The 24,619-nt window shown below is 30.5% G+C and carries 25 protein-coding genes and 1 pseudogene; 20 read left to right on the top strand and 6 right to left on the bottom strand.

The window, feature by feature from the left end; genetic code table 11:
- Positions 1-44 precede the first annotated feature (44 nt).
- Complete coding sequence (locus C7U55_RS04540) at positions 45-1,409, top strand: sugar transferase (protein WP_106987531.1); 1,365 nt, start codon at positions 45-47, stop codon at positions 1,407-1,409.
- A gap of 9 nt (positions 1,410-1,418) precedes the next feature.
- Positions 1,419-1,988: a VanZ family protein gene (locus tag C7U55_RS04545; RefSeq protein WP_106987532.1), complete on the top strand. Its 570-nt coding sequence runs from the start codon at positions 1,419-1,421 to the stop codon at positions 1,986-1,988.
- Between the two features lie 140 nt (positions 1,989-2,128).
- Here C7U55_RS04545 and C7U55_RS04550 read toward each other — a convergent pair whose 3' ends face one another.
- Positions 2,129-3,499, bottom strand: a complete 1,371-nt coding sequence (locus C7U55_RS04550; protein ID WP_191492211.1) for an ISL3 family transposase — start codon at positions 3,497-3,499, stop codon at positions 2,129-2,131.
- A gap of 842 nt (positions 3,500-4,341) precedes the next feature.
- On the opposite strand from C7U55_RS04550, the gene C7U55_RS04555 reads away from it, so the two are divergent.
- The 3 genes from C7U55_RS04555 to C7U55_RS14230 are packed head-to-tail and all read left to right on the top strand — an operon-like array spanning position 4,342 to position 5,042.
- Positions 4,342-4,638 carry a pyridoxamine 5'-phosphate oxidase family protein gene (locus C7U55_RS04555; protein WP_106987533.1) on the top strand — a complete coding sequence of 99 codons (297 nt, stop codon included), beginning with the start codon at positions 4,342-4,344 and terminating at the stop codon, positions 4,636-4,638.
- Positions 4,610-4,858 (top strand): IS3 family transposase, encoded by a 249-nt coding sequence (locus C7U55_RS14225; RefSeq protein WP_162297405.1) that lies wholly within the window; start codon positions 4,610-4,612, stop codon positions 4,856-4,858. Before C7U55_RS04555 ends, C7U55_RS14225 begins: the two co-directional genes overlap by 29 nt.
- Positions 4,859-4,868: 10 nt before the next feature.
- A complete protein-coding gene (locus C7U55_RS14230; RefSeq protein ID WP_396129980.1) occupies positions 4,869-5,042 on the top strand; it encodes a hypothetical protein in 174 nt (57 codons plus the stop codon).
- A 56-nt stretch (positions 5,043-5,098) separates the two neighbouring features.
- Here the strand turns inward: C7U55_RS14230 and C7U55_RS04570 are convergent, their stop codons facing one another.
- Positions 5,099-5,386: a hypothetical protein gene (locus C7U55_RS04570; RefSeq protein ID WP_106987535.1), complete on the bottom strand. Its 288-nt coding sequence runs from the start codon at positions 5,384-5,386 to the stop codon at positions 5,099-5,101.
- Positions 5,387-5,630: 244 nt separating this feature from the next.
- Here C7U55_RS04570 and thiD point away from each other — a divergent pair, with 244 nt between their 5' ends.
- The 3 genes and pseudogenes from thiD to C7U55_RS04585 all read left to right on the top strand — a co-directional run.
- Positions 5,631-7,064 carry a bifunctional hydroxymethylpyrimidine kinase/phosphomethylpyrimidine kinase gene (gene thiD, locus C7U55_RS14315; protein ID WP_106987536.1) on the top strand — a complete coding sequence of 478 codons (1,434 nt, stop codon included), beginning with the start codon at positions 5,631-5,633 and terminating at the stop codon, positions 7,062-7,064.
- A gap of 44 nt (positions 7,065-7,108) precedes the next feature.
- Entirely contained in the window at positions 7,109-8,263 is a 1,155-nt protein-coding gene (locus C7U55_RS04580; protein WP_106987537.1) for an NAD(P)-dependent malic enzyme, read from the top strand.
- A 255-nt stretch (positions 8,264-8,518) separates the two neighbouring features.
- Positions 8,519-8,749, top strand: a pseudogene (locus tag C7U55_RS04585) (transposase); the annotation flags it as partial.
- A gap of 310 nt (positions 8,750-9,059) precedes the next feature.
- Here the strand turns inward: C7U55_RS04585 and rpoN are convergent.
- Entirely contained in the window at positions 9,060-10,292 is a 1,233-nt protein-coding gene (gene rpoN / locus C7U55_RS04590) for an RNA polymerase factor sigma-54 (protein WP_022000759.1), read from the bottom strand.
- A gap of 125 nt (positions 10,293-10,417) precedes the next feature.
- On the opposite strand from rpoN, the gene C7U55_RS04595 reads away from it, so the two are divergent.
- The 11 genes from C7U55_RS04595 to C7U55_RS13520 all read left to right on the top strand — a co-directional run bounded on the left by C7U55_RS04595 (position 10,418) and on the right by C7U55_RS13520 (position 19,990).
- The gene (locus tag C7U55_RS04595) at positions 10,418-13,105 is read left to right on the top strand and encodes a sigma 54-interacting transcriptional regulator (RefSeq protein ID WP_239985162.1); all 2,688 of its coding nucleotides are present in this window, start codon (positions 10,418-10,420) and stop codon (positions 13,103-13,105) included.
- Between the two features lie 397 nt (positions 13,106-13,502).
- Positions 13,503-13,916, top strand: a complete 414-nt coding sequence (locus C7U55_RS04600) for a PTS sugar transporter subunit IIA (protein ID WP_106987538.1) — start codon at positions 13,503-13,505, stop codon at positions 13,914-13,916.
- Positions 13,917-13,935: 19 nt separating this feature from the next.
- On the top strand, positions 13,936-14,403 hold the full coding sequence (locus C7U55_RS04605; RefSeq protein ID WP_106987539.1) for a PTS sugar transporter subunit IIB: 468 nt from the start codon (positions 13,936-13,938) through the stop codon (positions 14,401-14,403).
- Between the two features lie 15 nt (positions 14,404-14,418).
- Positions 14,419-15,195 (top strand): PTS mannose/fructose/sorbose/N-acetylgalactosamine transporter subunit IIC, encoded by a 777-nt coding sequence (locus tag C7U55_RS04610; RefSeq protein WP_230308090.1) that lies wholly within the window; start codon positions 14,419-14,421, stop codon positions 15,193-15,195.
- Complete coding sequence (locus C7U55_RS04615) at positions 15,182-16,033, top strand: PTS system mannose/fructose/sorbose family transporter subunit IID (protein ID WP_048924189.1); 852 nt, start codon at positions 15,182-15,184, stop codon at positions 16,031-16,033. The genes C7U55_RS04610 and C7U55_RS04615 overlap by 14 nt, the downstream gene beginning before the upstream one ends.
- A 34-nt stretch (positions 16,034-16,067) precedes the next feature.
- Positions 16,068-17,063 (top strand): SIS domain-containing protein, encoded by a 996-nt coding sequence (locus tag C7U55_RS04620; RefSeq protein ID WP_048924190.1) that lies wholly within the window; start codon positions 16,068-16,070, stop codon positions 17,061-17,063.
- A gap of 49 nt (positions 17,064-17,112) precedes the next feature.
- Positions 17,113-17,757, top strand: coding sequence for an HAD family hydrolase (locus C7U55_RS04625; RefSeq protein ID WP_106987541.1), 645 nt, complete (start codon positions 17,113-17,115; stop codon positions 17,755-17,757).
- A 4-nt stretch (positions 17,758-17,761) separates the two neighbouring features.
- Entirely contained in the window at positions 17,762-18,397 is a 636-nt protein-coding gene (locus C7U55_RS04630; RefSeq protein WP_106987542.1) for a hypothetical protein, read from the top strand.
- Positions 18,398-19,007: 610 nt separating this feature from the next.
- Positions 19,008-19,241: a hypothetical protein gene (locus tag C7U55_RS04635; protein ID WP_106987543.1), complete on the top strand. Its 234-nt coding sequence runs from the start codon at positions 19,008-19,010 to the stop codon at positions 19,239-19,241.
- A 132-nt stretch (positions 19,242-19,373) separates the two neighbouring features.
- Positions 19,374-19,736 carry a hypothetical protein gene (locus C7U55_RS04640; RefSeq protein WP_117815738.1) on the top strand — a complete coding sequence of 121 codons (363 nt, stop codon included), beginning with the start codon at positions 19,374-19,376 and terminating at the stop codon, positions 19,734-19,736.
- Positions 19,737-19,822: 86 nt separating this feature from the next.
- A complete protein-coding gene (locus tag C7U55_RS13520; protein WP_155522376.1) occupies positions 19,823-19,990 on the top strand; it encodes a hypothetical protein in 168 nt (55 codons plus the stop codon).
- Between the two features lie 10 nt (positions 19,991-20,000).
- Here the strand turns inward: C7U55_RS13520 and C7U55_RS04645 are convergent, their stop codons facing one another.
- Positions 20,001-21,167, bottom strand: a complete 1,167-nt coding sequence (locus tag C7U55_RS04645) for an O-antigen ligase family protein (protein ID WP_106987545.1) — start codon at positions 21,165-21,167, stop codon at positions 20,001-20,003.
- Between the two features lie 289 nt (positions 21,168-21,456).
- On the opposite strand from C7U55_RS04645, the gene C7U55_RS04650 reads away from it, so the two are divergent.
- Positions 21,457-22,389: a TRM11 family SAM-dependent methyltransferase gene (locus tag C7U55_RS04650; protein WP_106987546.1), complete on the top strand. Its 933-nt coding sequence runs from the start codon at positions 21,457-21,459 to the stop codon at positions 22,387-22,389.
- Between the two features lie 31 nt (positions 22,390-22,420).
- On the opposite strand, the gene C7U55_RS04655 is transcribed toward C7U55_RS04650, so the two are convergent.
- Together C7U55_RS04655 and C7U55_RS04660 are read right to left on the bottom strand one after the other, a co-directional pair.
- Positions 22,421-23,170: a MurR/RpiR family transcriptional regulator gene (locus C7U55_RS04655; protein WP_106987547.1), complete on the bottom strand. Its 750-nt coding sequence runs from the start codon at positions 23,168-23,170 to the stop codon at positions 22,421-22,423.
- A 65-nt stretch (positions 23,171-23,235) separates the two neighbouring features.
- Positions 23,236-24,462: a neutral/alkaline non-lysosomal ceramidase N-terminal domain-containing protein gene (locus C7U55_RS04660; RefSeq protein WP_106987548.1), complete on the bottom strand. Its 1,227-nt coding sequence runs from the start codon at positions 24,460-24,462 to the stop codon at positions 23,236-23,238.
- Positions 24,463-24,619: the final 157 nt, after the last annotated feature.

Consider the following 24,619-nt stretch of genomic DNA (forward strand, 5'->3'; position numbering starts at 1 on the left):
ATAAAAAGAATACTGTATAATCAATTTATATAAGGGGTGTTTATATGAATAGAAAAATTATGCCGTTTATGTTATTTATTATCGAAGTAATTATGTATTATTTTATATGTTTATATTTTCATATGGATATAGATTTAATTGTAGGATCAGGTATTCTTTATTTTTTATTTTTGTTTATATATGGACATTATTCACTAAGTACTTGTTTAATATGGGATGAAATTAGAGCACTTGTTAAATCAAGTTTTTGTTTTTATATAGCTTTACTTGTACTTGTACCTCGTTCCACAGGATATGATCGGAGAATGCATTTAACGATTATGGTTGGTGCTATGTTTTTTATTTGTTTGCTTGCAGATCGTTATATAAGAATTGCTTTTAGAGACCAATTTGCAAGAAGAACGTTGGTTATTGGCACAGGATATGAAGCAGCCCGTCTTGGTAAGATTTCTAATAATAATCGTTTTGCACTTACGAAAGTAGAAGGGTATGTTGATGCGAATTGGACAAATCAACTTTATGATTTTAAACAAGAGAATATTATAAAAAATAGTTTTCTTTATAGTTACGAGGAATTGGATGAGGCAATAGAAAAATTAAAAATTGAACAAATTATTGTAGCGCTACCTGAAGCCAATGAACAAGTAATTGATAAGGTTATGTCAGATATTTATGGAAAAGTAGAAACAATAAAATACCTACCAGATGTTAATGGAACGATGACTTTTTCATCGGAAGTACAAGATTTTGATGGACAGTTACTTATTGCGACAGCCAATAGTGAAATGTCGGCACTCGCAAATATTCTAAAAAGGTTAATTGATATTTGTGCAGGTGTTGCGGGGTGCTTGACTTTATTACCTCTCATGGCTTTTGTAAAGTATAAATATGTAAAAAGTGGTGATTTTGATAATATTATGTTTAGTCAAAATCGTATTGGTAAAAATGGAAAAATGATTAAAATTTATAAATTTAGATCAATGGTACCAAATGCTGAAAAGATTCTTGAAGATTTAATGAAAAAAGATCCAAAAATTAAAGAAGAATATCTTACAAATAAAAAACTTGTTAATGACCCAAGAATTACCCCGGTTGGAAAATTTTTAAGAAAAACATCTTTAGATGAATGGCCACAGTTTATCAATGTTTTAAAAGGAGAAATGTCGCTTATTGGCCCACGTCCTTATTTACCAAGAGAAAAAGAAGATATGGGACAATATTATAGTTCAATTATTAAATGTAAACCGGGGGTAACAGGAATGTGGCAAGCCAATGGTAGAAGTGACGTAGGCTTTGATTATCGTTGTAAGCTAGATGATTACTATTATCATAATTGGTCTGTGTGGTTAGATTTTACGATTTTATATAAGACAATAAAAAGTGTAGTTTATGGGAAAGGATCGTTATAGGAGAAAATTGTGAATCCTAAATTAAAAAGAATATTACGTTATATTGCGATTTTTATGACAATTGTTTGGATGATTGTTATCTTTAGATTCTCTATGGATGATGGAAATTCTTCACATGAATTATCAGATTCATGTGTCAAATTAATCAATCATCTAATTTATCAGTTTACGGGAAAAGATTTAATGATGACTATTGCTCCCGAACATTATTCAATGATTGAACTTTTTTTAAGAAAGTGTGCACATATGTCTATTTATTTTGTGCTCGCAATTAATATTATGATTGTATTATTTACTTTTAATATGAAGATGATTTTAAGAATGGCTATTGCTGTTATAGCAAGCTTTGGTTATGCTCTTACTGATGAATTTCATCAAACTTTTGTAGCGGGAAGGTCGGGTGCTTTCACGGATTGCTTGATTGATACTTCAGGCGCTATCTTTGGTGTAATAGCTGCTCTTATTCTTTATTGTGTCTTATATACAATTATGACAAAGTATCAAAAGAAAAAAGGTATTGTTCAATCAGAATACGATCAAAAAATAGACTTATCAAATAATAAACATATCGCAAAATAAATAATTTTTTAGGTAATTTAAAATAACTTGTGGTTGAGATTGTTTCGGCCAATAAGACAATTTGTGGTTCAGATGACCACATACAATTTAAAACTTAATCACAAGGTGTTTATAATACCAATTAGGGACTAGATGCAAATCTAGTCCTTCTTTTTTGGATACATATAATATGTTGCGTCATCATTTAACACATACATAACCCTATTTCTAAATCGTTCCCAGTTTCTATAGCCATTAGAATTATGCTTTATATTCTTGATGGTTTTATTTCTGTTTTCAATGATTCCATTATTAACTCGTTTTGTCTTCTCAGGATTGACTTTTATAAATGAGTTTATAATCTCATTTTTCCATCTCACCATTGTATTCCCAAATTCATTCATGATTGGAATACTGCTCGATTTGAATTCTCTAATAAGTTCATTAAGATTGTCCTTTGCGGTATCTGTATCGGATTTATCAAAGAATCTTTTAAGTTCATCCTTAAGATATAGGGCCTCCTCGAGCTGACTGTCTGTTTTGATCATATACTCGACAAGGTCATAGTAATTGTAATATCCTTCAAGAACACGATTGTATTTCTTCTCCATGTCTGGATCAGATATCTTATCGTCATTCTTGAGAAGAAGCCAGTTGAATTTCTTCAATACATAGTACTGCTTCTGCATTTCTCTGTGCTTCGTAACTTCACAGGAGGAGTGGTTTATTTCTTTGAAATTCGGATTAGGCTTGACTCTGTTCATTGCATCGATTCTGATTCTTTCAAGTCTTCTGTTGAATTCCTGGACAAGGTGGAATTTATCTAATGAATTGACTGCATTAGGAAACATGAGTTTCGTTACTATTCTATATGTTTCCCACATGTCAGTAGAGACGACTTTAACATTAAGTCTTTCTTCACGAGGAATAAGAGAAAGATAATTCATTAGATCATACTTTCTTCTTGAAGGAAGCAGGTCGATGACATTCTGAGAATTAAAATCAAGAAGAACGCATACGTAATCACCTTTTGATGATGAAAATGCATAGACTTCATCTATACATATACATTCAGGAAGTTTTCTTCTTGATATATTGACGTGTCTGTCAAATATATAGGCGGCTGCAGTTGGAGATATATGATATCTATGAGCGACTGCAGTAAATGTTTCATTAGGCTTTTTTAGATCATTAAGGACATTATATACGGTCGTTAGTGAAATCTTCATGCCTTCAGTGGTAAATGGATTGTGCTCATAGAATGTCTTTGAGCATTCGGGGCAGATATATCGTCTGGCCTTATAATTGATGAAGCAAGGTATCCCGCTAAGAATTGAATGCGTAATCTTCTTGTGTGTATATGAATGAGTTTTTGATGTTTCAGTACCACACACAGGGCACCTGTAGGGTTCGACAGCCAAAAGCACATGAACATGTACGCCATCAAACTGATGATGGACTTCAATAGAGCTGATTTTTCTATTGTCCAGGTTAAATAGTTTAAGAATATAGTCGTTATTAATGCTTTCCATAGTGAAAGTCCTCCTTATGATTCAGGAATAGATGAAAAGGGAGGAATAATAAACAAATCATGTGTGGTAACGAAAGATAAAAAGAGATTTCTGGAATTGAACAGACAGATATGATAGTAATCTCCAAAGCAGTTTACAAATCTGGTGTGGAAATAGGAAATGAGAGAATTATCAATTTCAGCATCGGTATTTTTGTGCACAATAATACTAATCATATCATCATATGAAACAGAAGATATAAAAGGAATCATAGGAGAAAGAAGAACTGCATGAGTTGAACCGCAGTGAGGACATATTAATCTGGTGATTCTAATTGAACTATTTTTAAAAGCTCTATAATAATAAGCATGAACCTTTAGACCGGATTCATTGCACTTTGGACAATGAACAGAAGAAAAATCCAGGGAACTAATGACAGAAGAATAAATATTCTGATTAATTGTATTGATTTTTTTGTGAAATTCTATTATTATCATAGTGTTCTTATGGACAGGATAATGAATCAAACTTTGGTCGGGATGGTTTATTATCCTTTTTCTTTCTATAGGATTATAAGTAAATCATAATAAAAAAATTCATTAATGACATCAAAAAATGATGAAAATAATGAAATTTATTTTAAACACATAAACCACATGGATTTTATATATGGGTAATGTTACTACCAATACTATTTTTGTTTAAAACTAAAATATCAGATTATTTTAAATACTCATTTTTTATAAGACATGGCAACATGTCTTTTTTTAATGGTTTCCTTTTGGTAACTATACCACAATATTGTGCGTACTTTTCATATTACAAAATAAAATTATAATAAAAAACGAATTGGAGGTATGAAAATGAATGCACAAGAATGTTTACATATATTGAGAGAAATCAAAGATGTTTCATTTGCGACAGTAGATGAAAAAGGATTTCCTCAAGTACGTATTATAGATGTCATGCTTATAGAAAATAATAAACTTTATTTTTGCAGTGCAAGAGGTAAAGATTTTTATAAACAATTAAAAATAAATAATCATGTTGCTCTTTGTGCGATGACAAAGAATTATCAAATGATTCGTTATAGTGGTAAAGCACAACGCTTAGATAATCAAAAATATTGGATTGATCGTATTTTTAAGGAAAATCCATAAGGAATCGTATGAAATATATGGATTACAAAAAATAACAGAACTACTGAACAAAAAGGGTAAAAAGGTAAGTCAAAAATATGTTTATTCGATCATGAAGGAAAACAATATCAAAGCAAAATATATTAAGCCATATATTCAAACAACAGTTAGTCATGATTTCTCTGACAAATTAAAAAATCTATTAAACAGACATTATAATCCTACGAAGCCAAAGATTTGAAAATCAAGGGATAGAAAAAGGAAAATCAGACACTTTAAAAGACCTACTTAAAGTAAAACTAGGGACCTTATCAAGACCTTTAGAAAAACAACTTACAAATACATCGCTAGAAAAACTAAATGAACTTACATTAAATATATTTAATGTAACAAATGAGGACGATGTTTTAAGAATTATTAATTAAAAAAGAAACAGTTTGAAATAGATACTTATCTCAAACTGTTTTTTAATATAAATTATTCAATTAAAAGAAAGTTTCAATGGTTTAGTTGGTTCTTTGGTACCATGGGGAATTCTCTTTTTAAAAGGAATGACCTTAAAACCAGGACAAAGATACATAAAAGGGGAATAACGTAATTCATGGCTAAGTATGGAAATAACCGTTTTTTGGTCTAGAGATGTATAAACATCAAAAACAAGATCAAAATCTAAAGGATGAATATTTTTTAATTGAATACGAGAATCTTTATGATTTTTAATCATTAATTTAAAAATATGATAATTACCTGCGGTAATACATAATTTCATGAAAACACCTCCTTTTATAGTTTGAACAAAACGAAGAATAATATGATTAGAAATAGACAATTTTTAAAATAAAAATTATAATAGAAGAAACGGGTAGCTTTTGCTGAGAGTAAGGATAGACTTAGACCCATAACCTGATTTGGATAATGCCAACGTAGGAAAATAAACGTTAACAGAGTTCATCAGGACTCTCTTTTTATTTCCTTGGAAATAAAAGAGGAATACAAAGAAAGAAGGATGAATAATGAAGTTAGATAAAAAAGATTTATTGTTATATGGTGTAACTGATTCACATTATTTAAATGGAAGAAAACTTTGTGAATTAGTAGAAGAAGCGATTCTTGGTGGTGCGACGATGATACAAATAAGAGAAAAAGAAATGTCACATGAAGAATTTAAGCAAGAAGCTTTAGAAGTACAAGAAGTATGTCAAAAATATCATGTACCTTTATTAATTAATGATGATGTAAAGTTATGTAAAGAAATTGATGCAGATGGTGTTCATATTGGACAAGATGATTTAGATTTAAAAGAAACAAGAAAACTTTTAGGTGAAGATAAAATCATTGGTGTTTCTGCCCATAATATGAAAGAAGCAAAGAAAGCTTATGAAGATGGTGCAGATTATTTAGGTGTAGGTGCTATTTTTTCAACACAAACAAAAAATGATGCACAAGATGTTTCGATGAATACATTAAATGAAATTTGTCAAAAAGTTGATATTCCTGTAGTTGCCATAGGTGGAATCAATCAAGTTAATGTTTTAGAATTTATGGGAATTAATCTTGATGGTGTAGCGATTGTTTCAAGTATCTTTGGAAGTGAAGACATTCAAAAAGCAAGCAGCCTATTAAAAGATAAAATTCAAAGAATTGTTTCTAATAAAATGCCAACATGTCTTACTATTGCTGGAAGTGATAGTAGTGGTGGCGCAGGAATTCAAGCAGATTTAAAAACAATGCTTGCAAATCGTGTTTATGCTATGTCTGTTATTGCTGCATTAACGGCTCAAAATACAACAGGAGTCGATGCGATTTATGATGTGGATGCTTCTTTTGTCGCAAGTCAAATGGATAGTGTATTTACAGATATTTATCCGATGGCCGTTAAAATTGGTATGGTTTCACAAAAAGAGGTTATCTTAGCGATTAGTGAAAAATTAAAACAATATCATGCACGAAACATTGTTGTTGATCCTGTGATGGTGGCAACAAGTGGTGCCAAACTTATTAGTGATGAAGCTATTGATACTTTAAAAGAAAATCTTTTCCCACTAGCAACCGTCTTAACACCAAATATTCCAGAAGCAGAAGTATTATCAGGTTTAAAAATCAATAACGAAAAAGAAATGTTAGAAGCAGCTAAATATATTGGAGATCATTATCATTGTGCTGTATTGCTTAAAGGTGGGCATCAAATCAATGATGCCAATGATTTACTTTATAAAGAAGAAAAATATCAATGGTTTAAAGGAAAACGCATTAATAACAATAATACCCATGGAACAGGATGTACTTTATCAAGTGCGATTGCCTCTTATCTAGCAAGAGGTGAAAACCTTGAAAATGCAGTTAAAAAAGCTAAAGATTATATTTCAGGAGCACTTGCAGCAATGCTTGATTTAGGACAAGGTCAAGGTCCAATGGATCATGGCTATGTTTTAGATAAAAAAGATTAGACGAATTAGTTATTTTATAGGTATAATAGTGACGGGTGATGAAAATGAATTATTATGAAGAAGCCTTGAAATTACATGAAAAACATCAAGGAAAAATACATACGGAATTAAATTGTGAAATTAATACAATGGATGATATGTCTGTTGTTTATACGCCAGGGGTAGCAGAACCTTGTCGTAAGATTGCTGAAAACGAAGAAGATGTTTATCGTTATACAACAAAATCAAATACCATTGCTGTTGTTTCTAATGGAACAGCTGTTTTAGGTCTTGGTAATATTGGAGCAAAAGCTTCTATTCCAGTTATGGAAGGAAAAGCAGCATTATTTAAAAAATTCGGTAATGTTAATGCGGTACCTATTTGTCTAGATACACAAGATAAAGAAGAATTGATTCAAACAGTAAAAAATATTGCACCATGTTTTGGGGGAATCAACTTAGAAGATATTGCTTCTCCAGATTGCTTTGAAATCGAAGAAAGATTGGATCAAATGTTAGATATTCCAGTTTTTCATGATGATCAACATGGAACAGCAGTCGTTGTCTTAGCGGCTCTTTATAACGCTTTAAGAGTGACAAAAAAAGATATCAAAGATATTACAGTTGTTTTAAATGGACCAGGTGCTGCAGGAACGGCCATTATTAAAATGATGTATACGGCAGGTGTTGGCAAAATTATTGCAGTTGATGAATTTGGTATTTTATATAAAGAAAGAAAAGAAGGACTTATTCCTCATAAACGTGCTTTATGTGATATTACAAATCCTAATAATATGCAAGGAACACTTGCTGATGCTTTAAAAGGAGCAGATGTTTTTGTGGGTGTTTCTAAACCAAATCTTGTTACAGATGAAATGGTTCATTCTATGAATGAAGATCCAATTATCTTTGCGATGGCTAACCCTGAACCAGAAATTACTTATCAAAAAGCAAAAGCTGCAGGGGCAAGAGTGGTAGGAACAGGGCGTTCAGATTATCCAAACCAAATCAATAACGTACTTGCTTTCCCTGGTATTTTCAAAGGAGCGTTAGAAGCAAGAGTTCCTTCAATTACACCAGAAATGAAAGTCGCTGTTGCTAAAGCAATCGCTGATACAATTAGTGATGAAGATTTGAATGAAGAAAATATCATGCCTAAAATCTTCAATAAAGATGTCACAATTGCAGTCGCAAATGCGATCAAACAATTTACAAAATAGAGTTCATTATGAACTCTATTCAGACTGTTGACAAATAAAATGTTAACAGTCTTTTCTTTATTTCATTAAAAAAATGAAAATTATGTGATAATATAATTACTGTCGTAAGTGGCTACACTCCAATTAAGCAAAATTTGTGGCCTTACGACTTTTTATTTTCTGACAATTATCACCTGAAAATGATATAATTAAGGTGCTGAAGGGATAAATATGGTAATGACTAATCGAGCAAATATATAATGTGATGGAATTATTATGAGTACTTTAGATGACTTAGTACCACAAGATCATTTGGTTAGAGCACTGGAAGCTACGATAGACTGGAAATTCATCTATCCGTTAGTAAAATCACTTTATAGTGATTTTGGCAGATGTTCTATTGATCCTGTGGGACTTTTTAAAATGATTTTTATTAATTATACATTTGGTATCAATTCTATGAGAATGACCGGTGAAGAAATCAAGGTCAATATGGCTTATAGATGGACTAAGCCAAAAGAAGAATGGATAAAGGATATAAATCCTATCATCGTTGGTAAGACCAACTATTATTTGAATGTCTACAAGGTTCTCAAAGTATTCGAAGGTCACATGCATAGAAATAAGGTTGATATGGAAAAACGCATTCAAAAATTCAAAGAACTAGGTATAGCATTCTACACAAAAAAGAGATTAAAGAAAATGGACGATTCTTTATCAAGATAGTCCGTACATAAATTAAATAAATAGTAAATTGGTAAGCCGTATGCATTAATAGTGCACGTACGGTTTGATAAGGGGCTAGCCTAGTGATAGGTTAGCCTACTTTCTTAAGCACCTTACGTTTAGTAGAAGAAGGAATGTTCAATTGTTGTCTATACTTGACAATAACACGACGTGAACAATGTAATTCTAATTCCTCTAGTTTTTTGAGAATCTGATTATCTGAAAGTGGATGTTCTTTATCTTCATCATCTACTAACTCAACAATAGCCTTTTTAATAGAATCACTGCTATCTCCTGAAGCAGTTTGAGAAACAAGAAGTTTTTTAAGAGGATAAGCCTCACCATTAAAGCTATAGTACTTATTATTTAAAGTACGTGAAATAGTAGATTCATGGAATCCTGTCTCACTTGCAAGCTGTGATAAAGTACATGGATATAATTCATCATCATATAAGAAATATCCACTTTGTATATTTACTAACGCATTTGCGACAATAAGAACAGTTTGATTTCTCTTTGTCATATTCTCCATTAAGAAATGTGCCTCATTAAAATAAGCTTTCATATTCTCATCATTTTTTACTTTTTCATATAGAGTGTCATTCACCATGAGAGCAGGTTGGTTAATAGGTGTAATAGTAATATCTGAATTCTCTACTTCAATGAGTATATCAGGAGATACATAGTCATCATGAGACGTGTTATACATATTACAAGGGAATGGATTACAAGAACGTATTTCATAGAATAAATGATCTATTTCTTCTTTATTTAATCCTGTTGTTTGTTTAATAAGTGAATAATTCTGAGTTAAGATGACATCTTGATAATCTCTAAATAGTGTATAGGTTTTAGTTTTATTATTATTTTTTAACTGAATAAGAATAGAATCAATCGCATCAGAGGCACCCACACCATTAGGTTCAAATGAACGTAATATATCTAAATGTGCATCAAGCATATCTTGATCGATATGAAGGTCACTCATATATTGATCAAGAGGATAAGATAAGAATCCACTATCATCCAATGATTCAATCAGATATGTCATTACATCTTCATTATAAGGATGTGTATAGGCATATAACTGATAATAGAGATCATCTTTTAAAGAACGTTTATTAGAAATACTTTCAATAAACTGCTGATTATCATAATTCTTTGATGATTTTAATTCTAAAAAAGGATTCGTTTCTAGTATATCCTGTATTACTTTGTTGATATCATCAATGTTGTCAGTCAAGAAATCTAAGGATTTTAATAGTTTTTGATTCAATTTTAAAGTTTGTTTCAATGTTTGAATATATTGCATTTTCTGTTTCATGTCCATCACCTCTCATCAATATATAGCAAAATTCGTGCCAATTAATGTTTAGGTATTTACTTGAATAGTATACCGAATAACTATTGTTGCGTACAAGTTTTATTTGTTTTATGATGAATAATGAGGTGATTTCATTGGAAGAAAAAATAATGTTGTTGATTAATGGAAAAATGGATCAAAATTCATATGATGAATGTCAATCCACCCAATTATCAAAAGAATTAAAACTAGGTAGAAATCAAGTGATAAGATTATTAAATGAACTTTTTAATGAGAAAAAACTTATTAAAATTAAAGCAAGTCCTATCTTATATCTTTCAAGAGCTTCTCTTGAAAGTAAATATAAGAAGAAACTTTCATCAGATGAATACAAATCATTGGATGAATTGGAAGCTGAATTAAATAATCGGACAGAGTTACAGAACTTTGAAAAGCTTATTGGGTCTAATGAAAGTATGTATCAGATTGTTGAGAAGATTAAGGCAACAGTAGCATATCCACCAGTTGGATTACCAATGTTGTTTTATGGACCAACTGGTACTGGTAAATCATTTATGGCTAAGCTTACGTATGAATATTGTGTAGATACAGGCTTAATTGATGCGTCTAAGAATTTTGTACAGGTGAACTGTTCAGAGTATGCCAATAACCCAGAACTACTCACAGCAAACCTATTTGGCTATAAGAAGGGCGCATTTACAGGTGCAGATAGTGATAACTTAGGTTTATTACATTTTGCGGATGGTGGTGTATTATTCCTAGATGAAGTGCATTGTTTAAATGCGGAATGCCAAGAAAAACTATTCCTTTATATGGACCAGGGAATCTATCACTTAGTAGGTGATAATAATAAGTGGTATAAATCAAAATGTAGAATTATATTTGCAACAACAGAAATACCACAAAAAGCATTATTAAAAACATTCCTTAGACGTATTCCTGTTATTCTTACAATTCCATCTCTTGCCCAAAGAGGAGAAAATGAAAAGCTAGAACTCATGTATAACTTCTTAAAGAATGAAGAGAAGCGTATCAACAAAACAATTCTTATTTCATCTAATGTCTATGAGTTGTTACTGAATCATACATTTGTAGGTAATATTGGTGAACTGACTAATACGATTCAGGCAAGCTGTGTGAGTGCATTATATAAAAGTAATTCAGATACGTTAGAAATTCATGCTTATGATTTACCTGACAGTATTAGAAATAGTATAGATGTCTCTTCTATGATTATGAAGAAGCATAAGCTTGTGTCTCTTAATACACTTCTTCCTGTATCAGATCAGGGTATCATTAAAGATTTTTATCAATCATTAATTAATATAAAGAGAGATACTTCATTTGCGATAAATGCACAGAAGACTGTAGATAGATATTTTGAAAAATTAATCTTTAATGATAATCGAGCAGGTTCAATTGATTATCTTACTAACTATCTAGAAAAGATATTTAATAATATCACTGAACATTATGGCTTTAGGACTTCACATAATGAGTTGATAGCACTCGCTACATATATCTCAGAATTCTCTAAGAATACATATCTGACAAATAACTGGATCAATGAGAATTATGATGAAGTGAAGAACTTAAAGAAATATCTTAAACTTGAATTCCATCGTGAATATGAAATAGGACAGGATGTTTCTCATTACTTAAAGAATAATATGAATCAGGATATTGATGACTTTGTAGAATGTATTATCTGTATTTGTATGATTAAGTATTTTGCACATTCTGGTGAAGATCTCACAATTGCGGTTATTATTGCGCATGGTTATTCAACTGCTAGTTCTATTGCAGAAGCAGCCAATAGAATGTTGAATAGTTATATATTTGATGCGATTGATATGCCATTAGATGTGGATGTACAAACTATTACAAGAAAGATCAATGATTACATTGCACATGTTGGTAATATCTCAAAACTTTATTTATTAGTTGATATGGGTTCTCTTGAAGAAATATATCAGGGATTAGATACAAGTAATGCGGATATTGCCTTAGTAAACAATATTAATACTAAATGTGCGTTAGAAATAGGACAGGGAATTAAACTCAATAAAACAGTGACTGAAGTCATTGATTCTATTCTTAAGGAAAACATCTATAAAACACATGTAGAACTTAAGAAAAACAAAGAACCTATTGTAATCTGTTCTTGTGCATCAGGATTAGGTGCAGCGCATAAGATCAAAGAAATCTTATTCAATTCTTTACCTGAAGATTCTAATCTAAAGATTATTACTTATGATTATCCTGCTTTAATACGTAAACAGGTCTATGACCAGTTAATGAATGATTATGAGGTTGTATGTGTTATTGGAACACTTGATCCTAACATTGAATCTATGAAGTATATTGGTATACAGGAATTGATCATTAATGAAGGTCAGAATGCGGTAGAGATATACTTTGGAAAGTATATGAAAAAAGAACAGATGGAGATATTTGAAAAGAATATCTTACGTAATTTCACATTATCCAATGTCATGAATAACTTAACTATATTAAATCCGGATAAACTACTTGAACATGTTGCGAAAGCAATTGACCATCTACAGAATATCTTACATAAGAGATTTAAAAATAGAACATGCTTTGGATTATATGTTCATATCTGCTGTCTTGTAGAAAGATTAGTTACAAGACAGGCTATTTCAAACTTTACTGATCAAGACTTTAAAGAAAAGCATCAAGAATTTATAGATCAAGTAAATATCTCAATGAAAGAAGTTAAGACATACTACAACGTTGAGATTCCAGATGAAGAAATAGAATATATATACAACTATATTATTAATGATTAGTGTGCTATTAATTGGCACACTTTTTGCTTAGGTATAAGTGGAAGCTAGTTGTACAGATTAAGCGTAACTAATCTATAAACTGGCACAAAGCTTTCTTGAGCATAAGTGGAAGCTAGTTGTACAGATTAAGCGTAACTAATCTATAAACTGGCACAAAGCTTTCTTGAGCATAAGTGGAAGCTAGTTGTACAGATCAAGCGTAAAGATCTATAAACTGGCACAAAGCTTGCTTGAGCATAAGTGGAAGCTAGTTGTACAGATCAAGCGTAAAGATCTATAAACTGGCACAAAGCTTGCTTGAGTATAAGTGGAAGCTAGTTGTACAGATTAAGTGTAAGGATCTATAAACTGGCACGAAGCTTGCTTGAACTAAGATGAGTAGAAAGGAGTGTAAATTATGGCAAAAATCATACTTGCATCACATGGAGGATTATCTGCAGGAATGCTTGATTCAGTAAAAATGATTGTTGGAGAATTAGCTGCTGATGTAGAAACATATAGTTTATTACCAGGACGCAATCCTAACGAATATGTAACTGAATTAAGAGAAAGAATCAGTGCTTCTTCAGAAAAATTCATAATTTTATGTGATATCAAAGGTGGTAGCGTTTATAACACTATGATTCAGTTGCTGGATATGGGTAATGTAGAAATTATTTCAGGAATGAACATGAATATAGTTTTAGAGTTAGTTATTAAAAACAGTAGCGGATGTATTGATATTGATAATGCCTTAAAAGAAGGAAAAGAAGGAATTCAATTAAAAAATAAAGATAATGTCGTCGTTAATACAGAAGACGAAGATTTCTAAAAAAAAGGAAGGTGGATTTATGTTAGTTGGGTTAAGAGTTGATCATCGTTTATTGCATGGTCAGGTAGCATTTTCTTGGACAAGTGCATTAGGGGCTGATTGTATCTTGATTGCAAATACAGCAGTTACTAATGATAATCTTAGAAAAACAGCTATTAAAATGGCAAAGCCAGCAGGGACAAAATTAGTTATTAAGAATATTGAAGATTCAATCAAAGCATTAAATTCAGGAGTAACAGATAAATACAAGTTATTTGTTATTGTTGAGAACGTAAAAGATGCTTACGAATTGATGACAAAAGCAGATATTCATTCTGTAACACTTGGTGGAACAAAGGCTACAAATGAAACAAAGAATATTTCTAAAGCAGTGAATCTGACTGATGAAGAAATTTCATTAGTAAAGGAACTTATCGAAAGAGGGGACGAAGTTGAAATTCGAATGGTTCCAGCAGATAAAAAGATGTTAGCTAAAAACGTTCTATAAAGGAGGAAAAATATTATGATATTGAAGGCGTTTTTACTAGGCTGTATTGCATTCTTGGGGAAATGTGATTTAGCTACAGGTACAAACCAATTACAGAGACCTATTATTTTAGGCCCGCTGGTAGGGTTGGTGTTAGGTGATCTTGATGCAGGAATTAAGATCGGTGCAACGCTTGAACTTGCATTCTTAGGTTCTTATTCAGTTGGTGCATTTATTCCACCAAACGTTATTGTTGGTGGTGTATTAGGAACAGCATTTGCGATTGTTACAGGTAAGGGACCTGCAGTTGCATTTACAATGGCGTTTCCAATTGCTTTACTCGCAGTAGCAATTGATAATATCTTCTTCTCATTAGTTAGACCATTGCTTGGTAAAGTTGCTGATAACTATGCTGAAAAAGGTAATGTACACATGGTAAGTGTCATTCATATGGCTACAGGGTTCTTAACATGTACAGTACTATTTTTAATGGTATTCCTTGGATTCTCAGTTGGATCAGATGCAATGAAGAAATTTGTAGAAGCTATTCCAGCTGTTATTACTAACGGATTAACTATCGCAACAGGTTTATTACCAGGTATTGGGTTTGCTATGTTAGCTCAGATGATCATGAATAAGAAGGTCGTACCATTCTTCTTCTTAGGATTTGTATTATCAGCATATTTCAAATTACCAGTAGTTGGTATCGCACTCTTAGGTCTTATTATTATTTTTACAACAATTGATTTCACAACTAAAAAAACACAATTAGCAACAGCTGTAGTAGAGGAGGATGATGATGATGACTTCTAAAGCAGATACACCAATCAATGCTGAAAACGGTGGCGTTATTACAAAAAAAGATTTAGTTAGAATGTTCTGGAGATCATTACCAATGGAATTCTCATGGCATTATGAAAGACAGATGCATATGGGATTTGAATTCATGATAGGTCCAGCTCTTAAAAAGATTTATAAAGATGATCCTGAAGGATTAAAAGAAGCATTACATAGAAACTTGGAATTCTTTAACTGTACAGCTCATGTCTCACCTTTCATTGGTGGTATCACACTAGCTATGGAAGAAATTAATAGAGCAAATGATGATTTTGATGCATCATCTATCAATGCAGTAAAAGCTGCGTTAATGGGTCCTTTAAGTGGTATTGGTGATTCACTTATCTTAGGAACACTTCGTGTATTAGCAGTTGGTATTGGTACATCTCTTGCTGTTAAGGGTAATATTCTTGGACCAATCCTATTCTTCTTAATTTTCAATGTTCCTACTTTCATCTTACGTTATGTATGTGCAATTAAAGGATATGAATTAGGAGCCAACTATTTAGAAAAAGTTCAGGCTTCTGGTTTGATGGAAAAATTCATGTTAGCAGCTGCAATTCTAGGGGTTATGGTCATTGGTGGTATGACAAACGAACTTGTTGTAGCTAAAACAGCATTAAAAATTGGTAGTGGTAAGTCAGCTACACAGATTCAAAGTGTATTAGATGGTATTATGCCAGGATTGTTACCATTAGCAGCAACTGGAATCTATTATAAGTTGTTGCAAAAAAAGACAAATGTCATTCTTATGATTGTTGGTACAGCTATCTTTGGTATTATCTGTGCACAATTTGGAATCTTAGCAGCTTAAAAAAATATTTATAAATAAAAAAGGAGAAAAATTTATGTTTAATTTTGATGAAAAGAAAGTTTATGCAGATCATTTAAATGGGGTAAATATGATTCCTCAGGTAGAAAAGGTAGTAGATAAAATTTGTGAAGATGGATATAAGAATATCTTCTTAGTTGGTATTGGTGGAACACTATTATATGCAGGACAGATTTTCCATACAGCTAGACAGTTAGGATGCTCTTTACCATTATATTTAACTAATGCTACAGACTTCTTGTATGAAGGTGATGCAAACTTTACAAAGGATTCAGTAGTAGTTGTTGCTTCATTATCTGGCCATACAGTAGAAGTAGAACAGGCTATTGATAAAGCACATGAAGTAGGTGCTAGAGTTATTGGTTATGTAGAAGTAGTTGATACTCCAATCGCAAACAAAGTTGATGAATTAGTCACAACAGTAGGTGGAGAATATTACTGGTGGTATACAGTTGTCTTAAGATTCATGAAGAATGCTGGACAGTTCGATAAGTATGATGAATTAGTATCTGATATGCAGAACTTACCAAAAGATATCGTTCAGGTATATAAAGATGCAGATGCTCAGATGAAAGAATATGCAGATAAATACTGTGACTCACCACTTACATACTTAGTAGCTTCAGGTAACCTTGAAGACTGGGCTCATTGTTATGGTATGTGTATTATGGAAGAAATGCAGTGGATGCGCACTCGCCCTATCTCAGCAGCTAACTTCTTCCATGGTTTATTAGAAGTTATCGAAAGAGATACTACAGTATTATTAATCAAGGGTGAAGATAAGACTAGACCAGAAATGGATCGTGTTGAAAACTTTGTTGGAAAAATTTGTGCAAATGTTACAACTATCGATACTAAGAACTTTGAATTACCTGGTATCAGAGATGAATTCAGAGGTATCTTATCTCCAATCGTAATGAGATCAGCATTCATGAGACTTAATGTTCATCTAGAACACAACAGACGTCATCCATTAGATATCAGAAGATATTACAAGTGCTTAGACTACTAAAATGAATAACGAGCAAGGCATTATATAATGCCTGCTCGTGTTTATAATTATGATAAAAACTGTTATTTTTGATATGGATGGTGTGATCTTTGATAGTGAAACCATGTATATAAATGATTTGATAAGATTTTTTAAACAGCATGATATAGAAATACAAGTAAATGATTGTATTCCTCTTATTGGTATTGATAGTAAATTATATTATGAACAAGCATACACAATGTGGAATGGAAAAACTGATTTCATGACATTTAAAAATATGCTTCAAGAATATTTTCGGTCACTTGATCGTGATTATAAAGCGGTAGTTAGACCTCAGATCTATTCCGTTTTAGAACACTTAAGTAAACATTATAAAATAGCATTAGCGTCCTCTTCTAGGTTATATACTATTAATAATGCATTGGATCAGGCTGGTTTAAGAAAGTATTTCTCACTTATAGTAAGTGGTGAACAATTCAAAGAAAGTAAACCAAATCCAGAAATATATTTATATACAATCAAAGAATTGAATGTGAATAAAGATGAAGCTATTATTATTGAGGATTCATCTAAAGGAATATTAGCTGCAAATAGAGCTGGTATTAAGGTATTGGCTTTAAAAGATGATAAGTTTGGCTTGGATCAAAGCCAGGCAGATATAATTATTGATGAATTAAATGATATTATAAAGTTGATTGAGAAAGGGGCATAAAAGTATGAATGCTATGTTAGTTGCTGTTATAGTGATTGCAGTTATTGGAATTATTCCAGTGATCATTAGAAAGAAATTTCTAAAAATATATCTTACATTACTCCAAAAAAATGATATTAAGGCAATAGAAGACTTAATAGCAACTCAACTAGCTAAGATATGTATTCCTCTATTTAATAGGGAATATTTACTTTTAAATGCTTATCTAAAAGTAAATGATAACAAACAAATAGATACTCAAGTAAACAATATAATGGACCATGTTCCTATGAATTCTAAGCAGAAGTCTGCTCTCGCAAAATCAGTATTCTATATATATGTAGATAAGAAGAATGCATCTATGATTGATCGTTTGTTGGAAATGGTTAGCACTACAAATGATCATGCCCTATATAGACAGATGGATATGGTCAATGATACTTTAATTAGTGGTGGAATTAAGTATTATGATGAATTAAAATCTGATCTAGAAGATGTAGAATATACTAAAAACAATGCAGATACTCCCTATCTCGAATTCTTATTATCAGTTATCTACAAAAATATGGGTAATGAATCAAAAAGCAAGGAATATAAAAATAGAGCCTTAGAAGATTGTAAAGGAACTGTATATGAATCTTTAATTAAATCTCAAAATTAATAGGATGATTGAGAAAATCTCGCACTGAAAGACAACCTAATTAAATGGGTTGTCTTTTCGTGCGAAAGGCAGTCGCTTATATGTTATGTCAACAGGGGCATGACATTTTCTACTTATAAATGCTTATTCAAGATAGGGCTCTATTAACTTGAAATGCTTCATGGAATGTAAAAATCCTGTAGGTGAAAGTCCTACATCGTGCGCACTAGTGCTATTCGAAAAGTCTAATCTAATGCATCAACGTAAGGCGGTGTGTGAAGGATATGCAGTAGAATGTGTGACAACATTGCGATAAATGTGGAAGTCTATTTACTGTGTTATCAATGAACTAGACGATAACATAGGACTTCTATTGTGAAGTCTGTTGGCATGATATTAAGGAAATAGCGATGACCCTGTCAGACCTTATGACTACTTGGTGTATATCAAGGTACTTATATATAAGTGTAATTCGAAGTGATAGGTACATCATGAGGAGTCAGACACTCTCATAGTAGTGAATGATATTGATGTAACATAACATCAATGTAGCGAAGGGGAGTCATTTATTGGAATTATTATAGGAACTTATGGGATATCACAAACGGTTTTACGTTTATCGGTAGGATTATTGGAAGATTATAAAAATAAACATAAAATGATTATGCTTATACCAGCTTTATCTTCAGGATGTGTTTCTTTATTTAGAATTATTTTCAATAATGGCATTGTTTTTTTGATTGAAAATCTTTTTTCAGGACTTGCCAGGGCAATGAGTTTTTTCCAAGCAGGCTATGCTTTATGTTTATTTATTTTTAGCGTTTATTTGCTTTATTGCTTCAAGAATTTCTTTTGGCTATTGTAAATCCCCTTAACAAATAAAGCTCTTACATTTTATATATTTTGTTAATGAAATTAAAATTGTATACATTTCTCTTTTCTAAAAAATAAAAAAAGATTATGCTACAGGTGTCTTAGGAAAGAGAGGATGAGTATTATGAGTATCAATGAAATTAACGCAGAAGCAAAAGAATCTTTAAGAAAGTATTTTAAAAATAGTAATGATGTAAAACATGGAAATGAAGGAAGAAAAGAATTAACAAAAGAAGAAATCTTTCAATCAGTAGCGGGAGAAATCAAAACTTCAGAAATGAAATTAGAACAAAGAAAGCAAATGAGAAACACATTACAACATGATGCTAGAGAAGCATTAGAAAAAGTATGTGAAAAAAAAGCAGAAACTAAAGAAGTACAACATATGACATTAGAAGGAATGGAAAAAGAATTAAGAGAAAATACTAAACATCAAATGGAATATGTAAATTCTTTAAAACAAAATACAATGAATTCAAGAGCATAAGGACTTCGAAAGAAGTTCTTTTTTTACATTTAATTGATATTTTCTTAACATAAAAAAGAGTAATATTTTGTTAAGAGGTGATGAGGATGAATGTAAAAAGATATCATTTTATAGAAACTATGATATGGGTAGGAATTCCTTTTCTATTTATGATCATTGATTGGTTTTATATACATGTATTGAATATAGAATATTTAGAATTATCTATTCTTTTATTTATTGTAGCAACAATCTATAGAACTTATCAAAAATAAAAGCAAATCGCTAATTACGATTTGCTTCAAACATTTCAAAACTTGATAAAACAAATAAGAAGAATAAACCAGTGTGTACCCAAAAAATTGTATAATCTAAAATACCATGAATCAATAACACACCAATAAATCCCATTACAAGAGCAATATAAGAATAATGCTCTTTTACTTTATAAAGACGTTTACAATTATCATAAACATAAGGAACAAGAAGGGCAAGACCAATGATTCCAAAAGAAAGTAAAGGATCTAAATAAACGCTGTGAGCATGTTGTGTTAAATGTCCATTATATTTATTTAAAACCATCATATAAGTAAATGGTCCTTGTCCTAAAAGTGGAGAAGCGATAATCCCTTGAATGGCACAATTCCAAATCTTCATTCTGACATCTAAATTAGAAATCAAATATTCAATACGAGGGAATTTACTAGGATTTAAAACAAAGAAACCAACAACTCCTAAACATCCTAAAGCAATTAAAAAACAGAGTTTATAATTCCTATTAAAAATAAGAAATAAACAAATAGCTCCCGCAATGGCAACATATCCTGCACGACATCCTGTCATATAAAGCATAAATAAATTCAAAAAGCCAACAACAACATAAAAAATACTTCTTTTTAAATCATTCTTTACCGTAAAGAATTTGTAAACAATACATACCGCAATAAATTCAATCATCATAGCATAGTAGTTTGCGTTATAGAAAACACTATTCAAACGATTTTCACGTCTGGCATAGACTTTAAAGGTAAAATGATCGACCCCTAAACGATGATAAATTTGAAATTGTTCATAAATTCCATATATCGCCCAAAGAATAGATAACACAATCAACATATCAATAATAAATTCAAAAGTTGATTGATTAACATGTTTTCGATAATAAACCATCAACACAATAGCAATAAAGATAGCGACTGTTGCCAGTGCACCTAAAATATTCTTATGAATCAAAGAAATGCTTAAAGAAATTAAAACAAATAAATAGAGGAATTTTATCTTTGGTGTTTCTTTTAAAACATTAATTACTTTCTTTGATACAAATAAATAAATACATTCAATAACTAAAATAGGTCCTAATATATAAAAAGGAAAAGTAAAACTAAAACATGTAAATATAAGTAACAGTTGATCAAAAGTAAACCGTTCTTTTAAATTATTTAAATAAGTCATATAAACCTCCTGTTGACAATATAACATCTTTTAAAGAAAAAATAAAATAAAGCTGGTAAAAAGAGTAAATAATAGCGTACAATGTAGATGAAATTACTGAGGATAGAAAGATGGCTATCGCGCACGAAAGTGTCAAGTGTAGGGTTATAAACTCGATGAGATTTGGGAACAATTGCCCCACCAGTTAATTTCAATTTATAAAACGAAGCAAGGACAAAATCCTTGTTTTTTTATAAGTTGATAAACCATGAAACAATTGGTAAAATGGGCGAAGAAAGTAGGAGATAAAATGAAAAAATACTTTTATTTATTTAATTATCCACCTGAAGAACATGATTTATGTACTTTAGAGTTTAAATATTTATTTCATGAAAATTACCAACAATGTTTTCTAACAAATAAAGACATTGATGTTAATACCAGTGTTTTTATTAAAGGAAAGATTGATATTTGGGCTATGGATAAAGACTTTGAAAAATTAAAAGAAAAAGTACAAAAACAAAAACATAATTATCAAGAATTTAAAATCATCTATTTAAAAAATCCCATAAGTCATCCAAATTATCAAGAAACGCTTGATAAATGTAAAGAAATTTCTTGGTTTATTGATGGAAGTGTTAATATGGCAAAGCCATTACATACGATCGCACTTACTAAAGTAAGTGATTTATGGGTTATTGGTTATTATCATCATGGTGTTCCATCTTGGAAAAAGTATGATGATAAACCCAATACATTTTCTAATTCTTTAGATATTCGTTTAGCACGTACTTTAATTAATATTGCTGGTGAAAATGATATAAGTAAAACGATTATTGATCCTTGTTGTGGTATGGGGACGGTTGTTTTAGAAGGTCTTGCTTTAGGATATTCCATTAAAGGGTTTGATATTTCAAGAGATATTTCATGGAAAGCAAGATGTAATTTGAATCACTTTGGTTTTGATGGCATGCTAATTACTAAAGATGATATTAATAAACATCAAGGACACTATGATGTTGCAATCATAGATATTCCTTATAATCTCTATACACCAATTACTTATCAGGAACAATGTGCTATCATCCAAAGTGCTAGAAGACTTTGTGATAAACTTGTTTTAGTAAGTTATGAAAAGATGGATCAAGAAATTAAAGAAGCCAGTTTTGAAATTAAAGACCGTATTTTAAGAAAAAAGACAGAACTTGTAAAGTTTGGACGTTATATTTATGTATGTTATTAAAAAGATGTATGATTTTATGTCATACATCTTTTTACATAAGTTTTGCTATTTGAGAAGTAAGAATATCTGTATAAATAAAGAAAACAACTTGATTTTCAAGATAATTTTGGAAACCTTGATTAATCGTAGAAGGAAGCCAAATATAATTCTTAGTATGTTTTTTTAATGATAATTTATCATTCATGGTAATGATTGATAAATTAAAAGAGACTTTCTTTATTAATTCTTTTAGCGTTGAATTAATTGAACCTAAAACATTACCTCTATTGGTATAAATAATAACCATATCATCTTCTCTTACTAATTGTTGAAAATCATTGGCAATATCTCCATAATCTAAAAAGATTGCCTTTTTACCATATTTAAAGAGATTATATTGTAATAATTTTGCTGGTAGGGCACTTTTGTGCATTCCTAAAATAATAATAGAATTAGCGTGTACAATATCACTCGCAAATTGATTTAATTGATTATAATCAATCGATGATTTTAATATTTCAATAAGTTTAATATAGGCATCTAGAGTGGATAAATCATCTTTTGATGAACTTCCTTGTTTTCCAGAACGGAAAACATCAAATTTGAATTCATTATAGCCATCATAACCAATCTTTTGACAAAAACGAGTAATTGTAGATTGTGAAATATTATATTGCTTAGAAAGATCACTTGCAGAAAAACTTAAAATGTTTTGTAGATTATCTTTTAAAACATCATAAAGAATAAGTTCTTTTTTTGTAAATGAATCTTTTTTTAAATCCATCTTTTCAAATGGGTTCATATAACCACCTCAATTTCTTATATTTATTATATTTTATAAAAACTAAAAAGTAAATTCGAAAGAATTTACTTTAATAAATCATCAGCTTGATTAATAACGTGTTGAATAAAATCATCGGCATTACCTTTTGATAAACGAGAAATATACGTTTCAAAATACTTACTATAATCTTCTTTACAAACAAAATAATTAGAATAATTTTCACAATAACCAAGAATAATCACTTTATAATCTTTAAAATGATCGACAATTCTTTTTCCTAAAGCAGCAGTAATATCTCCAGGCAGAGAGATAAAAAGAATATTACCGAGCTTTATGATATGACTATATAATTTTAAAACCATTTCTCCTTTGCTTGCTTTAAATTCTAAATTATAAAGAAGTTGTGATGCTATAGCTTTTTCTACATCATTTTGAGAATTTTGTATCTTTTCTTTTAAATGAGGAATTTCTTTTTGAACAAAAGGATCACTTTGTCCGTTATATTGATATGATTTTTCGAATGATGTGCATTTTAAATCATTAAATAGAACATCTAATGGATTTAAATCATTCATTTGTTGAATAATGGATGAAGAAACTCTTTCTAATTCGTCTTCTCCTTTTAATTCTCGATAAAAACGTGTAGAAACATCACCACAAAAACCATTAACAATCATACAAGGAACCTGTGTTTTTGTTTGATATTTTTGACGAATCCAACCTAATAAATCTGCTGATAATTTAAAATTGCTTCCATTCAAAATGGTAGGATGGCAAGACATTTGAATGAAAGAACATATTTCATTTTTTGAATGGCTATTCATAAAATGAAGCACATTAATGCTTTTATCCACGCAGCCATCTTTGACATTTCTATTTCCATAAAGTCCTTCAATTTGAGTTGTTTCCATTGTTAAAGAAGCATCTTCTAATGAAGCAAGGGCTTTAGAAATACTTTTTATAAAAGATTGAATAAGACTTTTTTGTAATTCTTGATCGATATAAACATTTTCAAAGAAAGGTTTGAAATAGGCAGGTGCTGAGTGTGTATGAATACAGCCGATAATGATTTGTTCAAAAGGAATACCGAAATTTTCAAAAATAGCCTTTTTAACAGGTAAAATTACACAATCTTCAATAATGATGGAATCTAAAATAGAAAAAATAATTGTTTTATTATTTTCTTTAATAACAAGAGAATTGATTTCTATAGGATCTAAAACACCTTTAGAGAGTTCTTTTCTATTATAGCCAGCAATATGAACAGGTTGTGTTGGCGTTATGTTTAATTTATTATATCCAATTTCCATTTTATGACCTCCTTGCAAGAAAAAGTATAGCACATGTATTTTTAAAATGAAAGAGATTTCAAAAAAATAAAATAAATATTGCATAATCATTCATTACGTGCTATGCTAAATGTGTCAAATGAAACCGGTTATAAAAAATGACGATTAGTGAGGAGGA

The organism is Faecalibacillus faecis (genome assembly GCF_003024675.1).
GTDB lineage: Bacteria > Bacillota_I > Bacilli_A > Erysipelotrichales > Coprobacillaceae > Faecalibacillus > Faecalibacillus faecis.

What these genes read in the sequence shown, in the direction of transcription:
- C7U55_RS04650 (WP_106987546.1), top strand. Translation starts at nt 21,457, where the DNA reads ATGAAAAAATACTTTTATTTATTTAATTATCCACCTGAAGAACATGAT.
- C7U55_RS04640 (WP_117815738.1), top strand. Translation starts at nt 19,374, where the DNA reads ATGAGTATCAATGAAATTAACGCAGAAGCAAAAGAATCTTTAAGAAAG.
- C7U55_RS04610 (WP_230308090.1), top strand. Translation starts at nt 14,419, where the DNA reads ATGATATTGAAGGCGTTTTTACTAGGCTGTATTGCATTCTTGGGGAAA.
- C7U55_RS04630 (WP_106987542.1), top strand. Translation starts at nt 17,762, where the DNA reads ATGAATGCTATGTTAGTTGCTGTTATAGTGATTGCAGTTATTGGAATT.
- C7U55_RS04605 (WP_106987539.1), top strand. Translation starts at nt 13,936, where the DNA reads ATGTTAGTTGGGTTAAGAGTTGATCATCGTTTATTGCATGGTCAGGTA.
- C7U55_RS04655 (WP_106987547.1), bottom strand. Translation starts at nt 23,170, where the DNA reads ATGAACCCATTTGAAAAGATGGATTTAAAAAAAGATTCATTTACAAAA.
- C7U55_RS04550 (WP_191492211.1), bottom strand. Translation starts at nt 3,499, where the DNA reads ATGGAAAGCATTAATAACGACTATATTCTTAAACTATTTAACCTGGAC.
- C7U55_RS04615 (WP_048924189.1), top strand. Translation starts at nt 15,182, where the DNA reads ATGATGACTTCTAAAGCAGATACACCAATCAATGCTGAAAACGGTGGC.
- thiD (WP_106987536.1), top strand. Translation starts at nt 5,631, where the DNA reads ATGAAGTTAGATAAAAAAGATTTATTGTTATATGGTGTAACTGATTCA.
- C7U55_RS04625 (WP_106987541.1), top strand. Translation starts at nt 17,113, where the DNA reads ATGATAAAAACTGTTATTTTTGATATGGATGGTGTGATCTTTGATAGT.
- C7U55_RS04555 (WP_106987533.1), top strand. Translation starts at nt 4,342, where the DNA reads ATGAATGCACAAGAATGTTTACATATATTGAGAGAAATCAAAGATGTT.
- C7U55_RS13520 (WP_155522376.1), top strand. Translation starts at nt 19,823, where the DNA reads ATGAATGTAAAAAGATATCATTTTATAGAAACTATGATATGGGTAGGA.
- C7U55_RS04660 (WP_106987548.1), bottom strand. Translation starts at nt 24,462, where the DNA reads ATGGAAATTGGATATAATAAATTAAACATAACGCCAACACAACCTGTT.
- C7U55_RS04645 (WP_106987545.1), bottom strand. Translation starts at nt 21,167, where the DNA reads ATGACTTATTTAAATAATTTAAAAGAACGGTTTACTTTTGATCAACTG.
- C7U55_RS04570 (WP_106987535.1), bottom strand. Translation starts at nt 5,386, where the DNA reads ATGAAATTATGTATTACCGCAGGTAATTATCATATTTTTAAATTAATG.
- C7U55_RS04540 (WP_106987531.1), top strand. Translation starts at nt 45, where the DNA reads ATGAATAGAAAAATTATGCCGTTTATGTTATTTATTATCGAAGTAATT.
- rpoN (WP_022000759.1), bottom strand. Translation starts at nt 10,292, where the DNA reads ATGAAACAGAAAATGCAATATATTCAAACATTGAAACAAACTTTAAAA.
- C7U55_RS04620 (WP_048924190.1), top strand. Translation starts at nt 16,068, where the DNA reads ATGTTTAATTTTGATGAAAAGAAAGTTTATGCAGATCATTTAAATGGG.
- C7U55_RS04580 (WP_106987537.1), top strand. Translation starts at nt 7,109, where the DNA reads ATGAATTATTATGAAGAAGCCTTGAAATTACATGAAAAACATCAAGGA.
- C7U55_RS04600 (WP_106987538.1), top strand. Translation starts at nt 13,503, where the DNA reads ATGGCAAAAATCATACTTGCATCACATGGAGGATTATCTGCAGGAATG.